Source organism: Methylobacterium mesophilicum SR1.6/6 (genome assembly GCF_000364445.2).
GTDB lineage: Bacteria > Pseudomonadota > Alphaproteobacteria > Rhizobiales > Beijerinckiaceae > Methylobacterium > Methylobacterium mesophilicum_A.
In genome coordinates, this window is record NZ_CP043538.1 from 6,242,553 (window position 1) to 6,263,036 (window position 20,484).

Here is a 20,484-nt window from a genome sequence, read left to right on the forward strand (position 1 = left end):
CCCCCGGAGGTGCCCTTGTCCGATGTCACGCCCCATCTCGGCCTGCCGCTGATCGCGGCGAGCCAGGCCCAGAAGCACGTCACCCACAACGAGGCGCTCGGCCTCCTCGACGCCCTGGTCCAGCTCGCCTGCCTGGACAAGGATCTGACCGCGCCGCCGCCGAGCCCAGCCGACGGCGACCGGTACCTCGTGTCCGCGGCCGATCCCGGGGGTGCCTGGGCCGGTCTCGCGGGGCATGTCGTCCGCTACGCCGACGGCGTCTGGACCGGCTCGGCGCCGCGGGCCGGCTGGTTCGCCTACCTGATCGACGAGGCCGACCTCTACGTCTTCGACGGCGCGGCCTGGACGAGCTTCCGCCGGAGCCTCGCGGCGATCGAGCGCGTGAGCCGCCTCGGCATCAACACGGGTGCGGATTCCGACAACCGCCTCGCCGTCAAATCGGACGCGGCGCTGCTCACCTGGGACGACGCCACGCCGGGCTCCGGGGACATGCGGGTGTCCGTCAACAAGAAGTCCGCCGCACGGGACGCGGCCCTGGTCTTCGAGACCGGCTACGCCGCCCGGGCACTGCTCGGCCTCCTCGGCAGCGACGATTTCAGCCTCAAGGTCTCGGCGGACGGCGCCGCCTACGCCACGGCGCTCACCGCCTCGGCGAACACCGGCGGGATCGACTTCGCCTCGTCCGAGACCGCGCTGGCCTCCGGGGCGACCACCGATCTCGGCGGCACCGGCACGCGGCGCGTGCTCGTCACCGGGACGGCGACGATCACCAGCTTCGGCGCGGTGCCCGACCGGGAGCGGCTCGTGCGCTTCGCCGCGGGCGCGCGGCTGGTCCACGACGCGGGCAAGCTCGCGCTGCCGACCCGGGCCGACATCGTCACGGCGGCCGACGACACCTGCCTCGCCCTCTCGGACGCGGCGGGCCGCTGGCGCGTGTGGCACTACCAGCGGGCCGACGGCACGCCGCTGGCGGCCGGGGTGCGGGCGGCTGCATGAACGTGCCGCGCCATCTCGTTCTTCGATGAACCCACCGTCGTTCCGGGCTCGCCTGCGGCGCCCTGGAATGACGGGCGCGGTCGCTCCGCTCACCCCGGCACCAGCGCCGCCAGCATGACCGGCTCGATCGCCGCGTAGCCGGCCGCGTTCAGGTGGATGCCGTCGTCGGTCAGCGCCGGGCGGAGCGCCCCGGAGGCGGTGGCGAGCGGCGCGTGATACTCGATGAGCCGGGCGGACCCCGCCGCGCAGGTGGCGTGCAGCCACGCGTTCAGGGCGCGGATGCGCGCCACCGGCCGCAATTCGGGCCGCCAGCCCCAGAAGTCGCTCGGCATCACGCTGCCGATCCAGAGCGGGAGCCCGGCCTCGAAGGCGAGCCGGCCCATGGCGAGGATGTTCTCGCGGATCGCGGCGTCCGTGACCGGGCCGTCGACCTCGGCGATGTCGTTGATCCCGCAGAGCAGGTGAACGCCGCGCGCACCGCCCGCATCCCGCAGGAAGCGGGCCCGGATCTGTCCGCTCGTCTCGCCCGGCACCCCCCGGGCCAGGAAGCCGTGGCGCGCGAAGGTCTCGGCCCGCGCGAGGCCCCAGGCCGCGGTGATCGAATCGCCGATGAACACCAGCGGCCTGTCCTGTCCGCGTCCCACGATCCACCCCGCCCGCGCCGCCCGAGGGCGTGTCCCGCAGGGCCTTAGCCCGGCCGCGGCCGGCCCGCCATGAGGGGAACCCACATGAAGACCGTCCCACATGGCCCGGCGCAGGACGGCGTCTTCGCCTCCGAATGCCGCCGCCTCGGGCCCCGCCTGATGCGCGACCTCGGCCTGACCGCCGTGCAGGCCGCGGGCCTCCTCGGGAATCTCGGCCATGAGAGCGGCGGGTTCCGCCACCTTCAGGAGATCGCCCCGACGGTCGCCGGCGCCCGCGGGGGCTGGGGACTCGCCCAGTGGACGGGGCCGCGGCGCATCGCGATGGAGGCGTGGTGCCGGGCGCGCGGCCTCGATCCTGCGGCCCCGGAGGCGGCCTACGGTTATCTCTGCGCGGAACTGCGCAGCACCGAGGCCCCGGCGCTGGCCGTCCTGCAGACGGCCGCGACGCTCGAGGCCGCCACCGAGGCGGTCTGCCGCCGCTTCGAGCGGCCCGGCATCGTGGCGCTGCCGAGCCGCCTCGCCTGGGCCCGCCGGGCGCTCGCCGCCCTCGGCGGCGGTGACGCTCCCGCGCCGCCCGGATCCCGCGGCGCCGGCTGAGCCGCACCCGCGCAAGCCGTTCCCGAGCCGGCCGGGTCCGCCGCGCGCCTGACAACGGAGACCGCCCATGACGCACCGCATCCGAGCGGGGCTCGCGCTCGCCTGCGCCGCCCTCGCGTTCGCCGCCCTGCTGCCGCCCGCGCAGGCGGGGGATGCGTCCGCCGCGGCCGTGAGCGTGCCGTGGGGCGACTGGCTGGTCGCCCTGCTTCAGCCGGTCTCGGCCGTGCTGGTGCCGATCGCCGCCGCGGCGGTGACGGCCGGCGTCGCCCGGGTCGCGCCCTGGGCCGCCTCCGTGCTGACCCGGGACCGGGTCGAGGCGGCGATCCGGGCGGGGGCCGCCTACGGTCAGAACGCCGTGGCCGGCGCGGCGAAGGGCCGGACGGTCAGCGTCGATCTCGGCGCCGCGGTCGTGGCCGCCGGCGCCCGGCACGTGCTCGCCACCGCGCCGGCCCGCGTGGTGCGGCGTGCGGGCGGCCCGGAGGGTGTCGCCGCCCGCATCTTCCGGGCGCTGCCCCTCGACCCGCAGGCCAGCGCCGCCAACGTCCTCGCCCCGGCGCTGACGCAGCTGCAGGTGGCCCCGACGCGGAAGACCGCCGCGCGACGCGGCTGAGGCACCGCCGGCTTCCGGCACCCGCACGGCCGGGCGCTTCCGCGCGCCCGGCCCACCCTGGGACAGGGGAAGGTCATGACCAACATCCGCAGGCCCGCCGCCGAGCCCGGCGAGGACGAGGTCGGTTCCGGCGCCCTCGGAGGCCGTGCCCGGACGATCCGCTTCCCGCCTTTCTGGCACGCGTGGTTCGCGCGCCAGACCGTGCCGCGCCTCGCCGCGCTGGACGAACTGGTGGACGAGCAGATCGAGCGGCGGGCGCTGCGCCGCTATCTGCGCCGGCTCAAGCACGCGACGGTGCTGGCCTTCGTCGCGGCGGCCACGGCCGCACACTGGTTCTCGGATCAGATCGCGTGGCTCGTGGAGCGCATCCCCGCCCTGCGGGCCCTCTGGGCGCTTGTCGTGGGAGGTTGAGATGAACCTGTGCCGGGACCGGATCCTCGACCGCCTCTGGCTCGCCCTCTCGGGCGCCGCGGCCCTGTCGGCCGCGCTCCAGGCGGGGGCGCAGATCGGAGCCCGCCCCTGCTCCTCCGGCGGCCCTTTCCTCGCCGCGCAGGCGACCGCGTCCGACATGCCGGCGCGGACGGCGCTGAGCGCCGCGGGGTGCCGCGACGCGCATCCCGGCGGGCTTCGATGAGGGGCTCCGCTTGCCTGTGCGAACCGGTCGACGCGGCGGAACCTGGCGGCGCCTCGGCCGTAATGCCGGCACGATGCCGCGCACCGTCCGATCGTCCTCCGTCCCGCAGGCCAGCCCGGTCGCCGCGCGGCGCTTACGGCCCCGTATTCAGGACGCATTCAGTGCCCTCGGCGCACATCTCCTGGCAATGCGCTACGCCATCGCCCTCGTCGCCATCAGCCTGACCGCCGCGGCCCTCGCCGCGGGCGGCCTCGGCACCATGGCGGATGACGGGCCGGCCCCGCAGACGGGCGCGGTCTCCGGGCAGGCGCCCCTGCGGATCGAGACCTGCCTGTCGCCGGCCGACATGCGCGAGGAGGTCGGCGAGCGGCGGGTGATCCCGCCCGTGGCGGCGATCCGCGCGGCCCGCACGGTGATCCCCCGGGCCGAGATCCAGCGGGCGAGCCTCTGCCGTTACGAGGACACCCTCGTCTACATGCTCACCGCCTTGCGCCGGGACGGTCATTTCGTGCACGTGATCGTCGACGCGCGCACCGGCAGCGTGGCTGGACAGTATTGAGCGGGCGCCGAAACCGTTTCGGAGGGGAGTGAGCCGTGCGTCTGCTCGTCGTGGAGGATGACAAGGACATCAACCGGCAGGTCGTGGCCGCCCTGGAGGAGGCCGGTTATGTCGCCGACAAGGCCTATGACGGCGAGGAAGGCGGCTATCTCGGCGAGAGCGAGCCCTACGACGCCATCATCCTCGACATGGGCCTGCCCAAGGCCGACGGCGTGACGGTGCTGCAGAAGTGGCGCCGGGCCGGGGTGAAGACGCCGGTGATCATCCTCACCGCGCGCGACCGCTGGTCCGACAAGGTCGACGGCTTCGATGCCGGCGCCGACGACTACGTCACCAAGCCCTTCCACATGGAGGAGCTGATGGCCCGGGTCCGCGCGCTGCTCCGCCGAGCCGCCGGCCACGCCACCAGCCAGATCGCCTGCGGGCCCGTGACCCTCGACACGCGCTCCGGCAAGGTCTTCGTCGACGGCGCCCAGGTGAAGCTGACGAGCCACGAATACCGGTTGCTCTCCTACCTGATGCACCATACCGGCCGGGTCGTGTCCCGGGCCGAGCTGACCGAGCACCTCTACGACCAGGATTTCGACCGCGACTCGAACACCATCGAGGTGTTCGTCGGGCGGCTGCGCAAGAAGCTCGCCGTCGACCTGATCCAGACCGTCCGCGGCCTTGGCTACCTCGTGGATCCCAACCAGCCGCCGGCCCGGGTCTGAGGGCCGTGTCGGCCCCCGGCACGCTGCCCGCCGTGTTCATGCGCGGCGGCACCAGCAAGGCCCTGATGTTGCACAGGCGCGACGTGCCGGGCGACCTCGCCGCCTGGGAGCCGGTCTTCCTCTCCGCCATGGACAGCCCCGACCCGTTCGGCCGTCAGCTCAACGGCATGGGCGGCGGCGTCTCCTCGGTGTCGAAGATCTGCGTGATCGAGCGTTCCGCGCGGCCGGACGCCGACATCGACTACACCTTCGTGCAGGTGGTGGTCCGCGACGGGCGGATCGACCTCTCGGGCAATTGCGGCAACATGCTCGCGGCGGTCGGGCCCTTCGCGGTGGACGAGGGGCTGGTCGAGGGTCCGGACGGCCCGGTGAGCCTGCGGATCTACAACACCAACACGCGCAAGCTGATCGAGTCCAGCTTCGCCGTTGAGGGCGGCCGCAGCGTCTATCGCGGCGACCTCGCGATCCCCGGCGTCGCCGGCACGGGCGCACCGATCCGCCTCGACTTCGTCGATCCGGGCGGCGCGACGACGGGCCGGCTCTTGCCGACCGGCGTGGTTCGCCAGACCCTCGACGTGTCCGGCCTCGGCCCGATCGAGGCCTCGCTGGTGGACGCGGCCAATGCCTGCGTCTTCGTCCGCGCCGCCGATCTCGGGCTCGCCGGCACCGAGCTGCCCGCCGCCCTGGAGGCGGTGCCCGGTCTCCTCGATCGGCTCGCTAAGATCCGCCGGGTCGCCTCCGTGGCGATGGGCATCGCGCCGGATCTCGATGCGGCGGCCCGCATCGTCCACGTGCCCTTCGTGGGGCTGGTGTCGCCGCCGCAGGAGGCCGCCAGCCTCTCGGGGGAGACGATCCGCGCCGCCGCGGTCGACCTGACCGCCCGCGTCATCTCCAACGGCGTGCCGCATCAGGCGCTGCCGCTCACCGCCACCCTGTGCCTCGCGGTGGCCGCCCGAATCGAAGGCAGCCTCGTCCACGAGGCGGCCCGCGCCACGGAGGCGGCCCTGCGCGTCGGCATGCCGTCCGGGGTCCTCACCGCCGACGCCGCCGTCACGCGCGACGGTGACACGTGGCGGGCCGAGCGGGGCGCGTTCTTCCGCACGGCGCGGCCGCTGATGCGGGGCGCGGTGTATGTCGACGCGCCGGTTCCCCGCTGACGCGCCGCGATACGGCGGGCGAGGCCGAGGGCGCCGGACCGGTTACGGCCGGGCCGTCGCCGCGGCGCGGCCGGGATCCGCGTCCATGCCGGTGCTCCGGAACTCCGTCGGGCTGATCCCGTAGGCGCGCCGGAAGACCTTGGCGAAGTAGTTGGGGTCTGGATATCCGCACCCGCGGGAGACGGCCTTGATGCTGATCTGGCCGTTGGCCAGCAGGCGGGCCGCCAAGTCCATCCGTTGCCGGGCCACGAACTCGGCCGGCGCCACGCCCTTGCTGCGGGCGAACAGGCGGCTGAAACGCGATCGGCTCACGCCGGCGACCCCCGCCAGCGTCTCGATGTCGAGCGCCGCATCCAGATTCGCGCCGATGAAGGCGACGGTGCGGTCGACGGCGTCGTTCCCCGTCGCGGCGTCGCTCCGCTCCGCGCGGGCCATCACGTCGTCGTGGACCAGCATGATCGCCCGGTAGGCGAGACTGGAGGCCTGCCCCGCGCCCGGCACGGGCGCCCGCAGCGATGTGCAGACCGCCGCGAGGGCATCCACCGTCTCGGTCCGCAGGCGGAAGATCGGACCGGCCGACCGCAGGATCGCCCGGTTGAGGCGCAGGGCCTCCCGGCCGGTGACCGCGATCCAGAAGAACGACCAGTCCTCGCCCGGCTCGATCCAGTAGCGATGGGCGTGCGGGATCGAGACCAGCATGGTCTGCCCGGCCTCCGGCCGCCACAGGCGCCGCTCGTAGCGCAGGCGCCCCCGGCCGGCGACCGTGTGCTGCAGCACGGAGAACGGGGCCTGACCGCGCTTCAGCCCGTCCCAGTCGTAGGAGCCAGGAAGCGCCCGCTCGTACCCGGCGCTCGTCGGCATGACGTGGAAGCCGCCGTGCCGAAGCGGGAACGAGATGTCTCTGCGGAACGGCCCCGCCTGCACCAGCGCATCGAGCACAAGATTACCCGCGAAGGTTCTAATTTCCTCTACCACGGTCCGGGCGCCGATCGTAGCGTCGTCTCATAGCAAGAAGAAGATCTCCGGAAATAGTCCGTGCGACGTGACATCTCGCGGATCGTGGGAGGACGGGATGGCCAATTTCAAGATCGCCATCATCGGCGCCGGGAGCGTCGGTTTTACGCGAACGTTAGTACGAGATATTCTGTGCGTGCCCGAACTGCACGATATCGAGGTCGCCCTGACCGATATCAACGAGCGTAATCTCGGGATGATCGCGGAGATCCTCAACCGGATGATCTCCGCCAACGGGCTGCCGACCAAGATCTCGGCCACCACGGACCGGCGCGAGGCGCTGGCTGGCGCCCGGTACGTCATCAACTGCACCCGCATCGGGGGCCTGGAGGCCTTCGCGGAGGATATCCGGATCCCGCTTCGCTACGGCGTCGACCAGTGCGTCGGGGACACGCTCTGCGCCGGCGGCATCCTGTACGGGCAGCGCTCGATCGCGGCGCTCCTCGACTTCTGCAGGGACATCCGCGCGGTCGCCGAGCCGGGCGCCCGCCTGCTGAACTACGCCAACCCGATGGCGATGAACACCTGGGCGGCGATCGACTACGGCGGGGTGGACACGATCGGCCTGTGCCACGGCATCCAGCACGGCTGGAAGCAGATCGCCGAAGTCCTCGGCGCCGAGGACCCGCACGAGATCGAGTACGTCTGCACCGGGATCAACCATCAGACCTGGTACGTCGACATCCGCTGGCGCGGCCGGCGCGTGCCGGCCGAGGAACTGCTGGCCGCCTACGAGCGGCATCCGGTGATCTCCAGGCAGGAGAAGGTCCGGATCGACGTCCTGCGCCGGTTCGGCGTCTACTCGACCGAGTCCAACGGGCACCTGTCCGAGTACCTGCCCTGGTACCGCAAGCGTCCCGACGAGATCGCGCGCTGGATCGACCTCTCGGACTGGATCCACGGCGAGACCGGGGGCTGCCTGCGGGTCTGCACCGAGGGGCGGAACTGGTTCGAGCACGAGTTCCCGCAGTACCTCGCCAGTTCCAGCCGGATCATCGACCCGGCCCGCAGGACCGTCGAGCACGCCAGCTACATCATCGAGGCGCTGGAGACCGGGCGGGTCTATCGCGGCCACTTCAACGTCAAGAACAACGGCCTGATCTCGAATCTCCCCGCGGACGCCATCGTCGAGAGCACCGGGTTCGTCGACCGGCTCGGCCTCAACATGGTCGCGGGCCTGAGCCTGTCCGATGCCTGCGCGGCGCCCTGCATCGCGTCCATCAACGTCCAGCGGATGTCGGTCAAGGCGGCGGTGACCGGTGACCTCGACCTGCTGAAGCAGGCGGTGCTGAACGACCCGCTGGTGGGCGCGGTCTGCATGCCTGACGAGGTCTGGCAGATGGTCGACGAGATGGTCGTCGCCCAGGCCGCGTGGTTGCCGCAATACGCGGGGGCCATCGAGGGGGCGAAACGGCGGCTGGCGAACGCGACGGTGCGGCGCAGGGACTGGGCCGGGGCCGCGCGGCTCCCGGTGCGGTCGGTCGAGGAGATCCGGACCGCGCAGCGCACCGGCAACGAGACCGTCGCGCCGGACGAGCAGATCGTCGCCTGAGACACCGGCCGTCCAAGAAAAAGCCAAGCGCAAAAAGCCAAGACCTAGAAACCAAGACCTAGAAACCAAGACTTTTCGGGGGAGGACACCGTGGCGATCTACTGGCGCCAGATGCTGGCGATGGCGGTCTTGTTCCCGCTGTTGGCCGCGGGGCCCGTGCGCGCCGAGCCGGTCACGCTCGCCTACTGGGTCGCGTGGGACCCGCTCCAGGCGGAGGCCAAGGCGGCCCAGGCGGCCATCGCGGAGTTCGAGGCCGCCAACCCCGACATCAAGGTCAAGACGCAGGTCATCGCCTACGACGCCCTGCACGACAAGCTGGTCACGGGGCTGGCGGGCGGCGATGCGCCGGACATGGCCTGGGGCCTGGGCGAGTGGCTCGGGGAGTTCAACAGGATGGGCGTGCTGGCCGATCTCAGCGCCCACGCCAAGGCCTGGCCCGATCTCGGCGCGCTGTATCCCAACGTCGTCCGGAACCTGACGATCGACGGCAAGCTGCGGGCATTGCCCAACTATCTCGGCCTGCGCGCGCTGCTCTATCACGCCGACATGCTCAAGGCGGCCGGCATCGAGACGCCGCCCAGGACCTGGGACGAGCTGGTGCAGGCGTCCGCGGCCATCCAGGCCGAGACCGGCAAGCCGGGCTTCGGCATCGCCGGCAAGGGGGTCCGCGCGGTGCAGGAACTCTTCACCTGCCTGGCCCAGAACGGCGTCGAGATCGCCAAGCGGATGCCGGACGGGAAGTACCGCAACACCTGGGCCGAGGCGCCCGAAGAGCTCGAGCGGGTGACCGGGGTCCTGTCGCTGTACGGGCGGCTGCTCTCCGAGAAGGCGATCGCGCCGCAATCCGTCAACTGGAGTTGGGAGGATGAAGACACCAACTTCGCCCTCGGCCAGTACGCGATGGTGATGAACGGCTCCTGGATGAAGGGCCGCATCGACCAGAATCCGCAGGCGATGCGGGATGTCGCCGTGGCGCCGCCGCCGGTTGGACGGATTGCCGCGACCTTCTTCGAGATTGCGCCGCTCTACGTCTTCACCGGCAAGCACCTCGATGCCGCGTGGAAGCTCGCCACCTTCCTGCTGAGCCGGGGCGTCCAGACGGCGATGTTCCCGGACCGCTCGCCGCGCTCCGACGTTCAGAGCGATCCGGTCTGGGGCAGGCCGTTCACCGCGCTGGTGCCGATCGGCGTGTCCTTCCCGCCGATCGTCCTCGGATCGATCCCCCGCGACATGGAGACGGCCCTCGGGCGCGTGCTCCTCAAGGGCGAGAAGCCGGCCGCCGTTGCGGCCTGGCTCGGGCAATCGGTCAACAAGAGCCTGAAGCGCTCCGGACAGCTCTCGGAATAGCGCGCGGTACCGGCCTCCGCCGGTGCGGCATCCGGAATTCAGGCGCTGGGAGGCGCACGCGTGACGACCATGAATATGGCAACCGGATCGATCGCGTCCGGGCCGCAGGCCGGCACCGGACGCAAGGCCCGACACACCGTCTGGCCGTCCGCGCGGGTCCGGGCCGCCTGCGCCTTCCTCGCGCCGGTCGCGGTGCTGGTCACGGCCCTCATCGCCGCCCCCCTCGCCGGCGTGGTCTGGAACAGCCTGCACCACGCCAGCCTGATCGACGCGAGGGTCGGCGGCTTCGCGGGCCTGGAGAATTTCCGAACGGTGCTGGACGACGAGCACTTCCTGCCGGCGCTGATGCACACGCTGGTGTGGACCGTCGTGTCCGTGGCCGGAGAATACGCCTGCGGCCTCGCATCGGCCCTGGCGCTGGCCCGGCCATTCCGGGGCCGGGCGGTGGTGCGCGGCCTCATCATCCTGCCCTGGGTGATCCCGATCGCCATCGCGGGCGTCAACTGGGCCTGGCTGCTCAATCCCGATTACGGCGTCCTGAACGCCTGGCTGGTCCGCGCGGGCCTGCTGACCACGCCCCACGACTGGCTCGGGCACAGCGAGACGGCCCTGCTCACCGTGACCCTGGTCAACATCTGGCGCAGCTTCCCCTTCTACACGATCAGCCTCCTGGCGGCGCTGTCGTCGATCCCGGACGACCTGTACGAGGCCGCAGCCCTGGACGGCGCGGGGACCGTCCGGCGCTTCGTCGTCATCACGCTGCCGCACGTCCGGACGGTGTCGCTTACCCTGATCGTCGTCCACGTGATCTGGACGGCGATCAACTTCGACTTCATCTGGGTGATGACCCAGGGCGGCCCGCTCGATGCGACGGAAACGCTGCCGATCCTGATCTACCGCTACGCCCTGCAGGAGTTCGACGTCGGCCTCGCCTGCGCCCTGGCCACCCTGTCGATGGCCGCGATGGCAGCGCTGTTCCTCGTACAGGCCGGCCTCGCCCGGGCGCGGGCGGCGCGCTGATCATGGTTGTCTCCGCGCGTCACAGGACCGTGTCGGGCCTCGCCACCGGCCTCGTGCTGGCCTTCTTCGTGGCCTTCTGCGTCTTCCCGTTCCTCTGGATGATCGACACGGCGTTCAAGCCGCCCGGCGAGGTCTTCAGCACCGCGCCGACGCTCTGGATCGCGAGCCCGACCCTGAGCAACTTCCGCTCCGTCGTGCTGGAGAGCCCGTTCCTGATCTATTTCGGCAACAGCGTGATCGTCGCCGGGGCCTCGACGATCCTGACGGTATCCCTCTCGATCTTCGCCAGCTACGCGATGAGTCGCTGGTCCTATCTCCCGGTGACACAGATCGTCGCCGGAGGGCTGATCCTCTCGCAGATGATCCCCGGCGTCCTGCTGCTGATCCCCCTCTACGTCCTGATCCGCAACATGGGGCTTCTCAGCACCTACGCGGCCCTGGTCATCGTCTACTGCACCTTCATGGTGCCGCTCGCGAGCTTCATGCTGAAGGGGTTCTTCGACGCGATCCCGCGCGAGCTGGAGGAAGCCGCAGCGATGGACGGGTGCTCGCGCCTGGGCTTCATCCTGCGCATCCTCCTGCCGGTCAGCCTTCCGGGCCTGATGGCGACCGCTGTCTTCGCGTTCATCGCCGCCTGGAACGAATTCATGTTCGGCTACGTGCTGATCAACGACGATGTCCGCCGCACGCTGACCCCCGGCATCATGATCTTCAAGGGATCGCACCAGACGGATTGGGGATCGCTGACGGCGGCGTCCGTGCTGGCCGCCCTGCCGGTGGCGCTTGGCTTCGTCTACGTGCAGCGGTTCCTGATCACCGGCCTCGCCGCCGGAGCGGTGAAGGGCTGATCTGAGGCGGATTGCACAACGAGATCAGAAGGTTGCGTGCGCGATGACGTCCATTCGCTTGCGGCGGGTCACGAAGGCGTTCGGAGACAGGACCGTGATCCCGCCCCTCGATCTGGAGATTGGTCAAGGCGAGTTCGTGGTCTTCGTCGGACCCTCGGGGTGCGGAAAGTCGACCCTGCTGCGTCTGATCGCCGGGCTGGAGGAGATCTCCAGCGGCACGATCGAGATCGACGGACGGGACGTGAGCGAGGCGCCGCCGGGCGAGCGCGGCCTCGCCATGGTGTTCCAATCCTACGCGCTATACCCGCACATGAGCGTTGCCGAGAACATCGGTTTCCCGCTGAAGATGGCCGGGGTGCCGAAGTCGGTGATCGCCGAGAAGGTCGCTGAGGCGGCCACCCGGCTCAACCTGACCGAATTCGTCGACCGCCGTCCGAGCCAGCTGTCGGGCGGCCAGCGCCAGCGCGTCGCCATCGGCCGGGCCATCGTCCGCGCGCCGAAGGCGTTCCTGTTCGACGAGCCCCTGTCGAACCTCGATGCCGCCCTGCGGGTCGGCATGCGGCTCGAGATCTCCGAGCTGCATCGGCAGCTCGGAACCACGATGATCTACGTCACGCACGATCAGGTCGAGGCGATGACCATGGCCGACACGATCGTGGTGCTCAACCGCGGGCGCATCGAGCAGATCGGCGCGCCTCTGGAGATCTACAACAATCCCGCCAACCTGTTCGTCGCGCAGTTCATCGGCTCGCCGACGATGAACATCCTGCGTGGCCCGGCGGCGGACGCGCTGGGTGCCCCGCTCGTCGGCATCCGGCCCGAACATCTCGTCATCGTGCCGGCCTCTGGCCAAAGCCCGGCCGACGGGCTAGCCGGCATCGCCTCCGCCTCGGAACACCTCGGATCCGACACGTTCATCCATGTCCACCTGAACGAGGGCGGCACCGTGAATGCCCGCGTGAGCGGCGAGGTCCGGATCGACCGCGGCGCCGCGGTGGTGGTCGTCCCCGAGCGGACTCAGCTCCATCGCTTCGCCGCCGACGGCGAAGCCCTCCGCATCTGACTTCCTGAGGCCCTCGCGGATCGCCCTTTTCGGGCGTTCCGGCCCCGCGCCCGATGGGGCTGCGGGCGCTCTGCACCCCGCTCCCAGCTCTGATCGACGGCGAACGCTCGGATGACCGGCCCACCGAAAGGTGCGGCCGGCAAAGTCGTTCGTCGTAGGCGGATGAGCCATGCCCGTCCTGCGGCATGGCAGGGGCGAACCCCCACCACCCGGAGATCAACATGTCGGATACCACTACGCTGGGTCAGACGAGCGGCGCGCCAAACAACACGGTGACGGCGGATTTTGGAAACAAATCAAGAACAGGAGCTTTCCGTGGCGGTGCAAGCGGCTTCCTCTACGGTTCCGGCGACGACGGCGAGGTCACCGAATATCCGTCCACCACCTTCCGGTTGAGCGGCGGATCGAAGCTCGACTGGGGCGCGACCGACTCAGGCTGCGCCGTGCTGTCGGGGCAAGGGAAGGCCTCCATCTACGTGACGGCGATCGAGCGCGGCTACTACGATGTGGACTTCGCCTGGACCGCGTCGGACCCTGCGGCGGTCACCGTGTCCGTGAACGGGCGCCCGTTCACCGTACCCGCCGTCGACAAGGCCGGCCGGTGGCGGAGCAACCTGTGCCTCCATCTCGTCGAAGGCATCAACGAGATCGTCCTCTCGTCATCGGCGGAGGTGCGGGTCCAGGCGCTCACCACACGGAGAAACCGCGGGGCGGATGCGAACGCCTGTCGTGTCTCGGCCGAGACGGTGCGCGTGCTCGGGGCCGCGAAGTTCACGGGGGTCGATCACTCGGCGGGTTCCAACGTGTCCGGGACCGGCTACGTGAGCGGCCTCGGAGGAGGTTCGACCAATGCCCTCGAGATCAGCCGGCCGTCGTCTGTCGGCGCGGGCGATTACGATCTGACGGTCGTGTATTCGAACGCGCAGGTCGCCGGCAAGCACGACTACAATCCGCAGGTGGTGGATCTGAGCCTCAACGTATCGGAAGCCGGCACACTCGTCGGCTCGGCACGGCTGCGGTACACCTACAGCTGGATCAGTTTCTGGCAGCGAACCCTGCCGGTCTCACTGAAAACGGGGGCTGCGCCCGTGACGATCTTCAGCCCCGGCGACGTCGGCCCGTGCATCGACGCGGTCGTCTTCGCGCCCGTGCAGCCCGTGGCCCCGGTCACGCGTCCGCTCGTGTGAGGTCCCGGCGCGATCCCTCCGGGTCGCGCCAGGACCCGAAAGGCCGTCGGAGTCCGGGTCGGCGGTTTCGATCCCCCGCCTTCCGTGGAGGCTGATCCCCGGGGCCGGCACCCGCGCGGACCGCGCGGGTGCCGGTTCGCCGGCCGCCTGGACGGCCGACGCGCGTCCTTGACCCGGGCGAAGCCGCGCTGCAGATCGGTGCGGCGGCTGGCCGGGCCGCCAGGAGCCGTGCGTGAAGGATCGGGTCGCGTGGTGACCGCGTCGTGATTGATCTCATCGGCCTCCTCTCCCTGCGCCGCCGCTCCATCGCGGTGCGGCTCGCCGTTTCGGCCTTCCTGGCGAGCTCCGCGATCCTGCTGATCGCGGCCTGGATTCTCACGACCCTCTACCGCGAGAACACCGAGCGGTCCTTCGACAGCCGGCTGCTCGTCTTCGCCAACAATCTCGCCACCGACCTCGTCTCGCCCAACGATCCGGAGAGCCGGACCTTCTCGCTGGGCGACCCGCGCTTCGACCTGCCCCTGTCCGGATGGTACTGGCAGGTCGGCAAGCCCGACGCGAAGCCCCGGGACGTGCGCACCTCCCGCTCCCTCGTGGGCGTGCCGCTGCCGGCCGCGACCGATTCCGACGGCAAGGTCGGGGTCGGTCAGATCCGCCAGGGCTACGGCAAGGGGCAGGACGGGCGCCTCCTGCGCATCATGGAGCGCGACGTCGATCTCGGCGAGGAGGGCCGCTACACGGTCCGGGTCGCCGGTCCCGCCGACGAGATCGTCAACGACGTCGATCGCTTCCGCAACTCGCTGACCATCACCTTCGGCCTGCTCGGCCTGTCGCTGGCGATCACCACCCTGCTGCAGATCCGGTTCGGCCTCGCGCCCTTGAAGAAGATGCGTGCCGCGCTCGGCGCCGTGCGCCGGGGCGAGGCCGACCGCATCACCGGCACCTATCCCCGCGACATCGCGCCGCTCACGGGCGAGGTGAACCTCCTGATCGAGACCAACCGGGAGATCCTGGAGCGCGCCCGCACCCAGGTCGGCAACCTTGCCCACGCCCTGAAGACGCCGCTCTCGATCATCGTCAACGAGGTCGGCGCCTCGGACGCGCCCGAAGAGCTGGCGCAGAAGATCCGCGAGCAGGCCGCGGTGATGCGCGATCAGGTCAACTACCACCTCGACCGGGCTCGCGCCGCCGCGCTCGCCGGCACCCTCGGGACGTCGACGGAGGTCGAGCCGGCGCTCGCCGGACTCGTCCGGACGTTCGGGAAAATCTACCGGGACAAGGACATCGCCTACGATGTCCACGTGCCGCCGGGCCTGCGCTTCCGGGGTGAGCGGCAGGATTTCGAGGAGATGGTCGGCAACCTCGTCGACAACGCTTCGAAATGGGCGAATGCCCGGGTGGCGATCCGGGCCGAAGCGGTGGACAAGGACGATTATCCCCACCTCGTCGTGGCCATCGAGGATGACGGGCCCGGCCTGCCGCCGGAGGCCCGCCAGGCCGTGCTCGGCCGCGGCCGGCGACTGGACGAATCGAAGCCCGGCTCCGGCCTCGGCCTGTCGATCGTGGCCGATCTCGCCGCCCTGTACCGAGGGCGCTTCACTCTGGAACAGGCGGCTCTCGGCGGCCTGCGGGCGGTGCTGGAGGTGCCGGGCGACGCGCCGGTCGGAGCCGCCGCGCACTGAGGCTGTTCACCTCCGATGTGGATGCCGCGCGGCTGGACGCGGCCTCATGGCCCTGGCTAGGCCCTTGTCTTCGCGGGATAGTTGCGTGACACCGTGCCGCCGTCGGGAGGCGTCGTGGCGTCAAGCTGCCGGCTCCACATGGCGTGGGGAGGAGCGGGCCGGTCCGGCTCGTTGGCGATAAGGTCCATGACGGCGATCTGGTTCATTCTGGCGGCCCTGACCGCGGCGGCCGTGCTCGGCCTGCTCTGGCCGATGTCGCGCCGTGCCGCCGTCCCGACCGGCGAGGCCGGCGGATCCGGCCTCGCCACCGAGACCGCGTTTTACGAGGATCAGATCGCCGAGATCGCGCGCGATCTGGAGCGCGGGCTGATCGCCCCGGACGAGGCCGAGACCGCCAAGGCGGAGGCGGGCCGCCGCCTGCTCCGGGCAAGCCGCGAGGCGGAGCGCGAGGCCGCGCAGGATGGCGTCGCCGAGGCGGCGCGCCCGGCCGAGCCGCGCCTGCGCAGGCGCCGGGCCGCCTCCGCCTTCGCGCTCTCCACCATCCCCCTCGTGGCGCTGATCGCCTACGGTCTCTACGGCTCACCCGAGCTGCCCGCGCAGACCGAGGCCGACCGGCAGGCCGCGCGCGGCGGCGCCGACGAGCTGATGAAGGCCATGGGTCAGATCGAGGCGCGCCTCGCCCGCGACCCGAACGACGCCCGCGGCTGGGCCGTGCTCGCCCCGGTCTACATGCGCACCGGCCGCTTCGACGACGCGGCGCGCGCCTACGGGAACATCGCGCGCATCAAGGGCGAGAGCGCCGATATCCTCGCCGATCAGGCCGAGGCCCTCACGGCGGCGGGCGACGGCACCGTCTCGCCCGAGGCGAAGGCCCTCTTCGAGAAGGCGCAGGCCAAGGATCCGAACGCGCCCAAGCCCCGGTTCTACCTCGCCCGGGCGGCCGAGCAGGCCGGCGACACCAGCGAGGCGATCCGCCAGCTCTCGACCCTCGAAGCCGCCGGGCCGCCGGACGCGCCCTGGCTCGGGGTCGTGCGCCAGACGCTGGCCCGGCTCAAGGGCGAGCCGCCGCCGCCGGCGGCGCCTCCGACGGAGCCGAAGATTCCCGCTGAGCAGCAGGCGGCGATCCGCGGCATGGTCGACGGGCTCGACGCCCGGCTGAAGGCCGGCGGCGGCACCCCCGACGAGTGGCTCCGGCTCGTCCGGTCCCGCGTCGTGCTCGGCGAGCAGGATCAGGCAGCGGCTGCCCTGGCCCGGGCCCGCACCGCCCTCGCGGGTGATCCACAGGGTCTTGCCCAGGTGGAACAGGGCGCCCGCGCCGTCGGTCTCGGCGGCGGCGGTGCTCCGGCCCGGCCGGCCGAGACTGGTCCGGCGGCCCGCGCCGAGACCGAGGCCGCGATGGCGGCCGTGCGGGCCATGCCGCAGGCGGAACGCGACGCGGCGATTCGCGGCATGGTCGAAGGGCTCGACCGGCGCCTCGCCGCGCGGGGCGGCATGCCGGACGAGTGGATGCGCCTCGTGCGCTCCTACAGCACCCTCGGCGAGCGCGAGAAGGCGATCAGCGCCCTCGACCGCGCCCGGATGGCGCTCGCCGCGAACAGCGAGGCCGTCGCCCGCCTCGACGGGCTTGCCCGGGAACTCGATCTGCCGGCCAAACCCAACCCTTGATCCCACAAGGTCGCGAGGGGCCGCCAAAACCGTCTCCGAACGCCTCCGTACGACAATCGGTCCCGACGCCTGCCCTTGACCCGGGACCGCGCGGAGCCGACACCCTGATGAGCCAGAAAGAGAACGGTTCGGGTCCGGGCGGGAGACCGCCCCCCGGATCGCGGGGTGGACATATCGTGACGCGTAAGAGCCGCCGCCTGATCCTGATCGCCGCCTGCGGCAGCGTGCTCGCGCTCGCCGTCGGGCTGATCCTGTTCGCCATGAGTGGCTCGATCGTGTTCTTCCGCTCACCCACCGACATCGCCAAGCAGGCCATCGCCCCGGGCACGCGCCTGCGGCTCGGGGGATTGGTGAAGGACGGCTCGCTCAAGCGCGGCCCCGATCAGACGGTCGATTTCGCCGTCACCGACACGAACGAGACCGTCGAGGTCCACTACAAGGGGATGCTGCCGGACCTGTTCCGGGAAGGGCAGGGCGTGGTCGCCGAGGGTGTCCTTGAGCCGGGCGGCCAGTTCCGCGCCGACACCGTGCTCGCCAAGCACGACGAATCCTACATGCCCCGTGAGGTGGCCGACGCGCTGAAGGCGCAGGGACGCTGGCAGGAGGGCGGCCCGAGCAAGGCCGCTCCGGCGCCGAAGCCCGCCACCGCGGCGGCGGACAGCACCCTCGGCCCGCGCAGCGAGCGGTGAGAGACTTCGCATGATCGTCGAGACCGGCCACTTCGCCCTCGCGCTCGCGCTGGCGATCTCCCTCGTCCAGGTGGTGATGCCGATCTGGGCCGCGCGGTCGGGCGACCCGGCCCTGCGCCAGACCGCCTCGCAGGCGGCGCTCGGCGCCTTCGCCTGCGTGCTCTTCGCCTTCGCGGCGCTCACCTACGCGCACGTCACGTCCGACTTCTCGGTCCAGAACGTGGTCGAGAACTCGCACACGCAGAAGCCACTGATCTACAAGATCTCCGGCGTCTGGGGGAACCACGAGGGCTCGATGCTCCTCTGGGTCCTGATCCTCACCCTGTTCGGCGCCTGCGTCGCGGCGGCGAAGAACTCCGTGCCGCCGCGGCTGCGGGCCAGCACGCTGGGCGTCCAGGGGCTGATCACCTTCGTGTTCGTGCTGTTCATCATCACGACTTCCAACCCGTTCAGCCGCGTGATCCCGGCGCCGCTGGAGGGCAACGACCTCAACCCGCTCCTGCAGGATCCCGGCCTCGCGATCCACCCGCCGCTCCTCTACCTCGGCTATGTCGGCTTCTCGATCAGCTTCGCCTTCGCGGTGGCCGCGCTGATCGACGGCCGGATCGACGCCGTCTGGGCCCGGGCGGTGCGACCCTGGACGCTGACCGCGTGGTGCTTCCTGACGCTCGGGATCGCGATGGGCTCCTACTGGGCCTATTACGAGCTCGGCTGGGGCGGCTGGTGGTTCTGGGATCCGGTCGAGAACGCCTCCCTGATGCCGTGGATCGCCGGCACGGCGCTGCTGCACTCCACCGTGGTGATGGAGAAGCGCGACGCCCTGAAGGTCTGGACGGTGCTGCTCGCCATCCTGACCTTCTCGCTCTCGCTGATCGGCACCTTCCTGGTCCGCTCGGGGGTGATCACCTCGGTGCACTCCTTCGCCACCGACCCGACCCGCGGCGTCTTCATCCTGGCGATCCTGGTGCTGTTCATCGGCGGCTCGCTGACGCTGTTCGCGTGGCGGGCGCCGCTCCTGCGCCAGGGCGGCCTCTTCGCGCCGATCTCCCGCGAGGGGTCGCTCGTCCTCAACAACCTGTTCCTGGTCGCGGGCTGCGCCACCGTGCTGGTGGGTACCCTCTACCCGCTGGTGCTGGAGATGCTGACCGGCGAGAAGATCACGGTCGGGCCGCCGTTCTTCAATTCCACCTTCGTGCCGCTCGCGATCCCGCTGCTGCTGATCGTGCCCTTCGGGCAGGCGCTCGCCTGGAAGCGCGGCGACGTCCTCGCCGCGGCACAGCGCCTGTTCGCCGCGCTTTCGGTCGCGTTGGTGGTCGGCTTCGCGGTGCTGGCGCTCACCTGGGGCGGCCCGGTCATGGCACCAGTCGGGATCGGCTTGGGCGCCTACCTGCTGATTGGCTCCGCGCTGGAGATCGTCTCCCGCGCCCGCGGCTACGGTGCGAGCCGGGCGCGCTCGATCGGCCAGATCGGTCGACGGGCCGTCGGCCTGCCGCGCTCGGCCTGGGGGACCGCGCTCGCCCATGCCGGCGTCGGCGTGGTGGTGCTGGGCATCGCTGCCCAGGGCTGGGCGACCGAGGGGCTGGCGACGCTGAAGCCCGGCCAGACCCTCGCGACCGGCCCCTACGTGGCGACCCTCGATCGGGTCGGGCCGCGCCAGGGTCCCAACTACGAGGAGGCCGCCGCCTCCCTGACGATCCGGACCCGCTCCGGCGACGAGGTCGGGCACGTGGAGACGGGCAAGCGCTTCTATCCGAGCCGCAAGATGGCGGTGACGGAATCGGGCCTGCTGACGGTGGGCGCGAGCCAGGTCTATGCCAGCCTCGGCGAGATGAGCCAGGACGGCGGCGTCGGCCTGCGCCTGTACTACAAGCCGCTGGTGCTGCTGATCTGGCTCGGGGCCGTGGTGATGGCACTCGGCGGCGGCCTGTCGCTCACCGATCGCCGGATGCGCGTCGGCGTCCCCGCCAAGGCGAAGGCGCGGCCGTTGCCGGCCGCGGTGCCGGCCGAGTGATGGCGGCCCGCGCACGCCGCACGGTGATCGCCGCGATCGCCCTGATCGCGTCGATCCCGGCCCACGCCGTCCAGCCCGACGAGGTGCTGAAGGATCCCGTTCTGGAACACCGAGCCCGGGAGATCTCCGCTGAGTTGCGCTGCCTCGTCTGCCAGAATCAGTCGATCGACGATTCCGACGCGCCGCTGGCCAAGGATCTGCGCCTGATCGTCCGTGAGCGCCTGGAGAAGGGCGACAGCGACACGGCGGTGCGCGATTACGTCGTCGCCCGCTACGGTGAGTTCGTGCTCCTGCGGCCGGTCTTCGCGCTGCACACCCTTCTGCTGTGGCTGACGCCCGTGCTCGCGGTGCTGCTCGGCGCATTCGGGATCTGGCGCCTCGCGCGGCGCCGGCCGGCCGCTCCCGCCCGGACCCTCTCGGCTGCCGAGGAGGCCGAGGTCGCCGCGCTCCTGCGACGGGAGTAGAATCGCTCGCGGCCGTGATTCGCCTCCCGCAC

The 20,484-nt window shown here is 71.3% G+C and carries 21 protein-coding genes; 19 read left to right on the plus strand and 2 right to left on the minus strand.

Going from position 1 to position 20,484, the window contains the following annotated elements; genetic code table 11:
• Positions 1-9 precede the first annotated feature (9 nt).
• Entirely contained in the window at positions 10-996 is a 987-nt protein-coding gene (locus tag MMSR116_RS29800; protein WP_432419882.1) for a DUF2793 domain-containing protein, read from the plus strand.
• Positions 997-1,085: 89 nt separating this feature from the next.
• Here the strand turns inward: MMSR116_RS29800 and MMSR116_RS29805 are convergent, their stop codons facing one another.
• Positions 1,086-1,613: a GDSL-type esterase/lipase family protein gene (locus tag MMSR116_RS29805; RefSeq protein WP_039893435.1), complete on the minus strand. Its 528-nt coding sequence runs from the start codon at positions 1,611-1,613 to the stop codon at positions 1,086-1,088.
• 111 nt (positions 1,614-1,724) lie between these two features.
• Between MMSR116_RS29805 and MMSR116_RS29810 the strand changes: the two genes are divergently transcribed.
• From MMSR116_RS29810 to MMSR116_RS29840, 7 genes are all read left to right on the plus strand, one after another.
• On the plus strand, positions 1,725-2,237 hold the full coding sequence (locus MMSR116_RS29810; RefSeq protein WP_010684554.1) for a phage tail tip lysozyme: 513 nt from the start codon (positions 1,725-1,727) through the stop codon (positions 2,235-2,237).
• Positions 2,238-2,304: 67 nt separating this feature from the next.
• Positions 2,305-2,847 carry a hypothetical protein gene (locus MMSR116_RS29815; RefSeq protein WP_010684555.1) on the plus strand — a complete coding sequence of 181 codons (543 nt, stop codon included), beginning with the start codon at positions 2,305-2,307 and terminating at the stop codon, positions 2,845-2,847.
• A 75-nt stretch (positions 2,848-2,922) separates the two neighbouring features.
• A complete protein-coding gene (locus MMSR116_RS29820; RefSeq protein ID WP_010684556.1) occupies positions 2,923-3,258 on the plus strand; it encodes a hypothetical protein in 336 nt (111 codons plus the stop codon).
• A gap of 1 nt (position 3,259) precedes the next feature.
• Positions 3,260-3,481, plus strand: coding sequence for a hypothetical protein (locus MMSR116_RS29825; protein WP_010684557.1), 222 nt, complete (start codon positions 3,260-3,262; stop codon positions 3,479-3,481).
• A 187-nt stretch (positions 3,482-3,668) separates the two neighbouring features.
• Positions 3,669-4,040, plus strand: a complete 372-nt coding sequence (locus tag MMSR116_RS29830) for a PepSY domain-containing protein (RefSeq protein WP_010684558.1) — start codon at positions 3,669-3,671, stop codon at positions 4,038-4,040.
• Positions 4,041-4,075: 35 nt separating this feature from the next.
• A complete protein-coding gene (locus MMSR116_RS29835) occupies positions 4,076-4,753 on the plus strand; it encodes a response regulator transcription factor (protein WP_010684559.1) in 678 nt (225 codons plus the stop codon).
• Between the two features lie 5 nt (positions 4,754-4,758).
• A complete protein-coding gene (locus tag MMSR116_RS29840; RefSeq protein ID WP_010684560.1) occupies positions 4,759-5,910 on the plus strand; it encodes a 2-methylaconitate cis-trans isomerase PrpF family protein in 1,152 nt (383 codons plus the stop codon).
• Between the two features lie 42 nt (positions 5,911-5,952).
• Here MMSR116_RS29840 and MMSR116_RS29845 read toward each other — a convergent pair whose 3' ends face one another.
• Positions 5,953-6,849, minus strand: coding sequence for a helix-turn-helix transcriptional regulator (locus MMSR116_RS29845; RefSeq protein ID WP_051072202.1), 897 nt, complete (start codon positions 6,847-6,849; stop codon positions 5,953-5,955).
• 133 nt (positions 6,850-6,982) lie between these two features.
• On the opposite strand from MMSR116_RS29845, the gene MMSR116_RS29850 reads away from it, so the two are divergent.
• The 11 genes from MMSR116_RS29850 (at position 6,983) to MMSR116_RS29900 (ending at position 20,452) form a co-directional block, all read left to right on the plus strand.
• Positions 6,983-8,476, plus strand: a complete 1,494-nt coding sequence (locus MMSR116_RS29850; RefSeq protein ID WP_010684562.1) for an alpha-glucosidase/alpha-galactosidase — start codon at positions 6,983-6,985, stop codon at positions 8,474-8,476.
• Positions 8,477-8,566: 90 nt separating this feature from the next.
• Positions 8,567-9,823, plus strand: a complete 1,257-nt coding sequence (locus MMSR116_RS29855) for an ABC transporter substrate-binding protein (RefSeq protein ID WP_010684563.1) — start codon at positions 8,567-8,569, stop codon at positions 9,821-9,823.
• A gap of 69 nt (positions 9,824-9,892) precedes the next feature.
• A complete protein-coding gene (locus MMSR116_RS29860; protein WP_244625716.1) occupies positions 9,893-10,843 on the plus strand; it encodes a carbohydrate ABC transporter permease in 951 nt (316 codons plus the stop codon).
• A 2-nt stretch (positions 10,844-10,845) separates the two neighbouring features.
• Entirely contained in the window at positions 10,846-11,691 is an 846-nt protein-coding gene (locus MMSR116_RS29865; RefSeq protein WP_010684565.1) for a carbohydrate ABC transporter permease, read from the plus strand.
• A 43-nt stretch (positions 11,692-11,734) separates the two neighbouring features.
• Positions 11,735-12,754 carry an ABC transporter ATP-binding protein gene (locus MMSR116_RS29870; RefSeq protein ID WP_010684566.1) on the plus strand — a complete coding sequence of 340 codons (1,020 nt, stop codon included), beginning with the start codon at positions 11,735-11,737 and terminating at the stop codon, positions 12,752-12,754.
• A 185-nt stretch (positions 12,755-12,939) separates the two neighbouring features.
• On the plus strand, positions 12,940-13,941 hold the full coding sequence (locus tag MMSR116_RS29875; RefSeq protein WP_039893437.1) for a hypothetical protein: 1,002 nt from the start codon (positions 12,940-12,942) through the stop codon (positions 13,939-13,941).
• Between the two features lie 263 nt (positions 13,942-14,204).
• Positions 14,205-15,623 carry an ATP-binding protein gene (locus MMSR116_RS29880; protein WP_010684568.1) on the plus strand — a complete coding sequence of 473 codons (1,419 nt, stop codon included), beginning with the start codon at positions 14,205-14,207 and terminating at the stop codon, positions 15,621-15,623.
• Positions 15,624-15,809: 186 nt separating this feature from the next.
• Complete coding sequence (gene ccmI, locus MMSR116_RS29885; RefSeq protein ID WP_010684569.1) at positions 15,810-17,288, plus strand: c-type cytochrome biogenesis protein CcmI; 1,479 nt, start codon at positions 15,810-15,812, stop codon at positions 17,286-17,288.
• Positions 17,289-17,464: 176 nt separating this feature from the next.
• A complete protein-coding gene (gene ccmE, locus MMSR116_RS29890; protein WP_010684570.1) occupies positions 17,465-17,977 on the plus strand; it encodes a cytochrome c maturation protein CcmE in 513 nt (170 codons plus the stop codon).
• Between the two features lie 10 nt (positions 17,978-17,987).
• A complete protein-coding gene (locus MMSR116_RS29895) occupies positions 17,988-19,988 on the plus strand; it encodes a heme lyase CcmF/NrfE family subunit (RefSeq protein ID WP_010684571.1) in 2,001 nt (666 codons plus the stop codon).
• Positions 19,988-20,452, plus strand: coding sequence for a cytochrome c-type biogenesis protein (locus MMSR116_RS29900; RefSeq protein ID WP_039893440.1), 465 nt, complete (start codon positions 19,988-19,990; stop codon positions 20,450-20,452). The genes MMSR116_RS29895 and MMSR116_RS29900 overlap by 1 nt, the downstream gene beginning before the upstream one ends.
• The last annotated feature ends 32 nt before the right edge of the window (positions 20,453-20,484 follow it).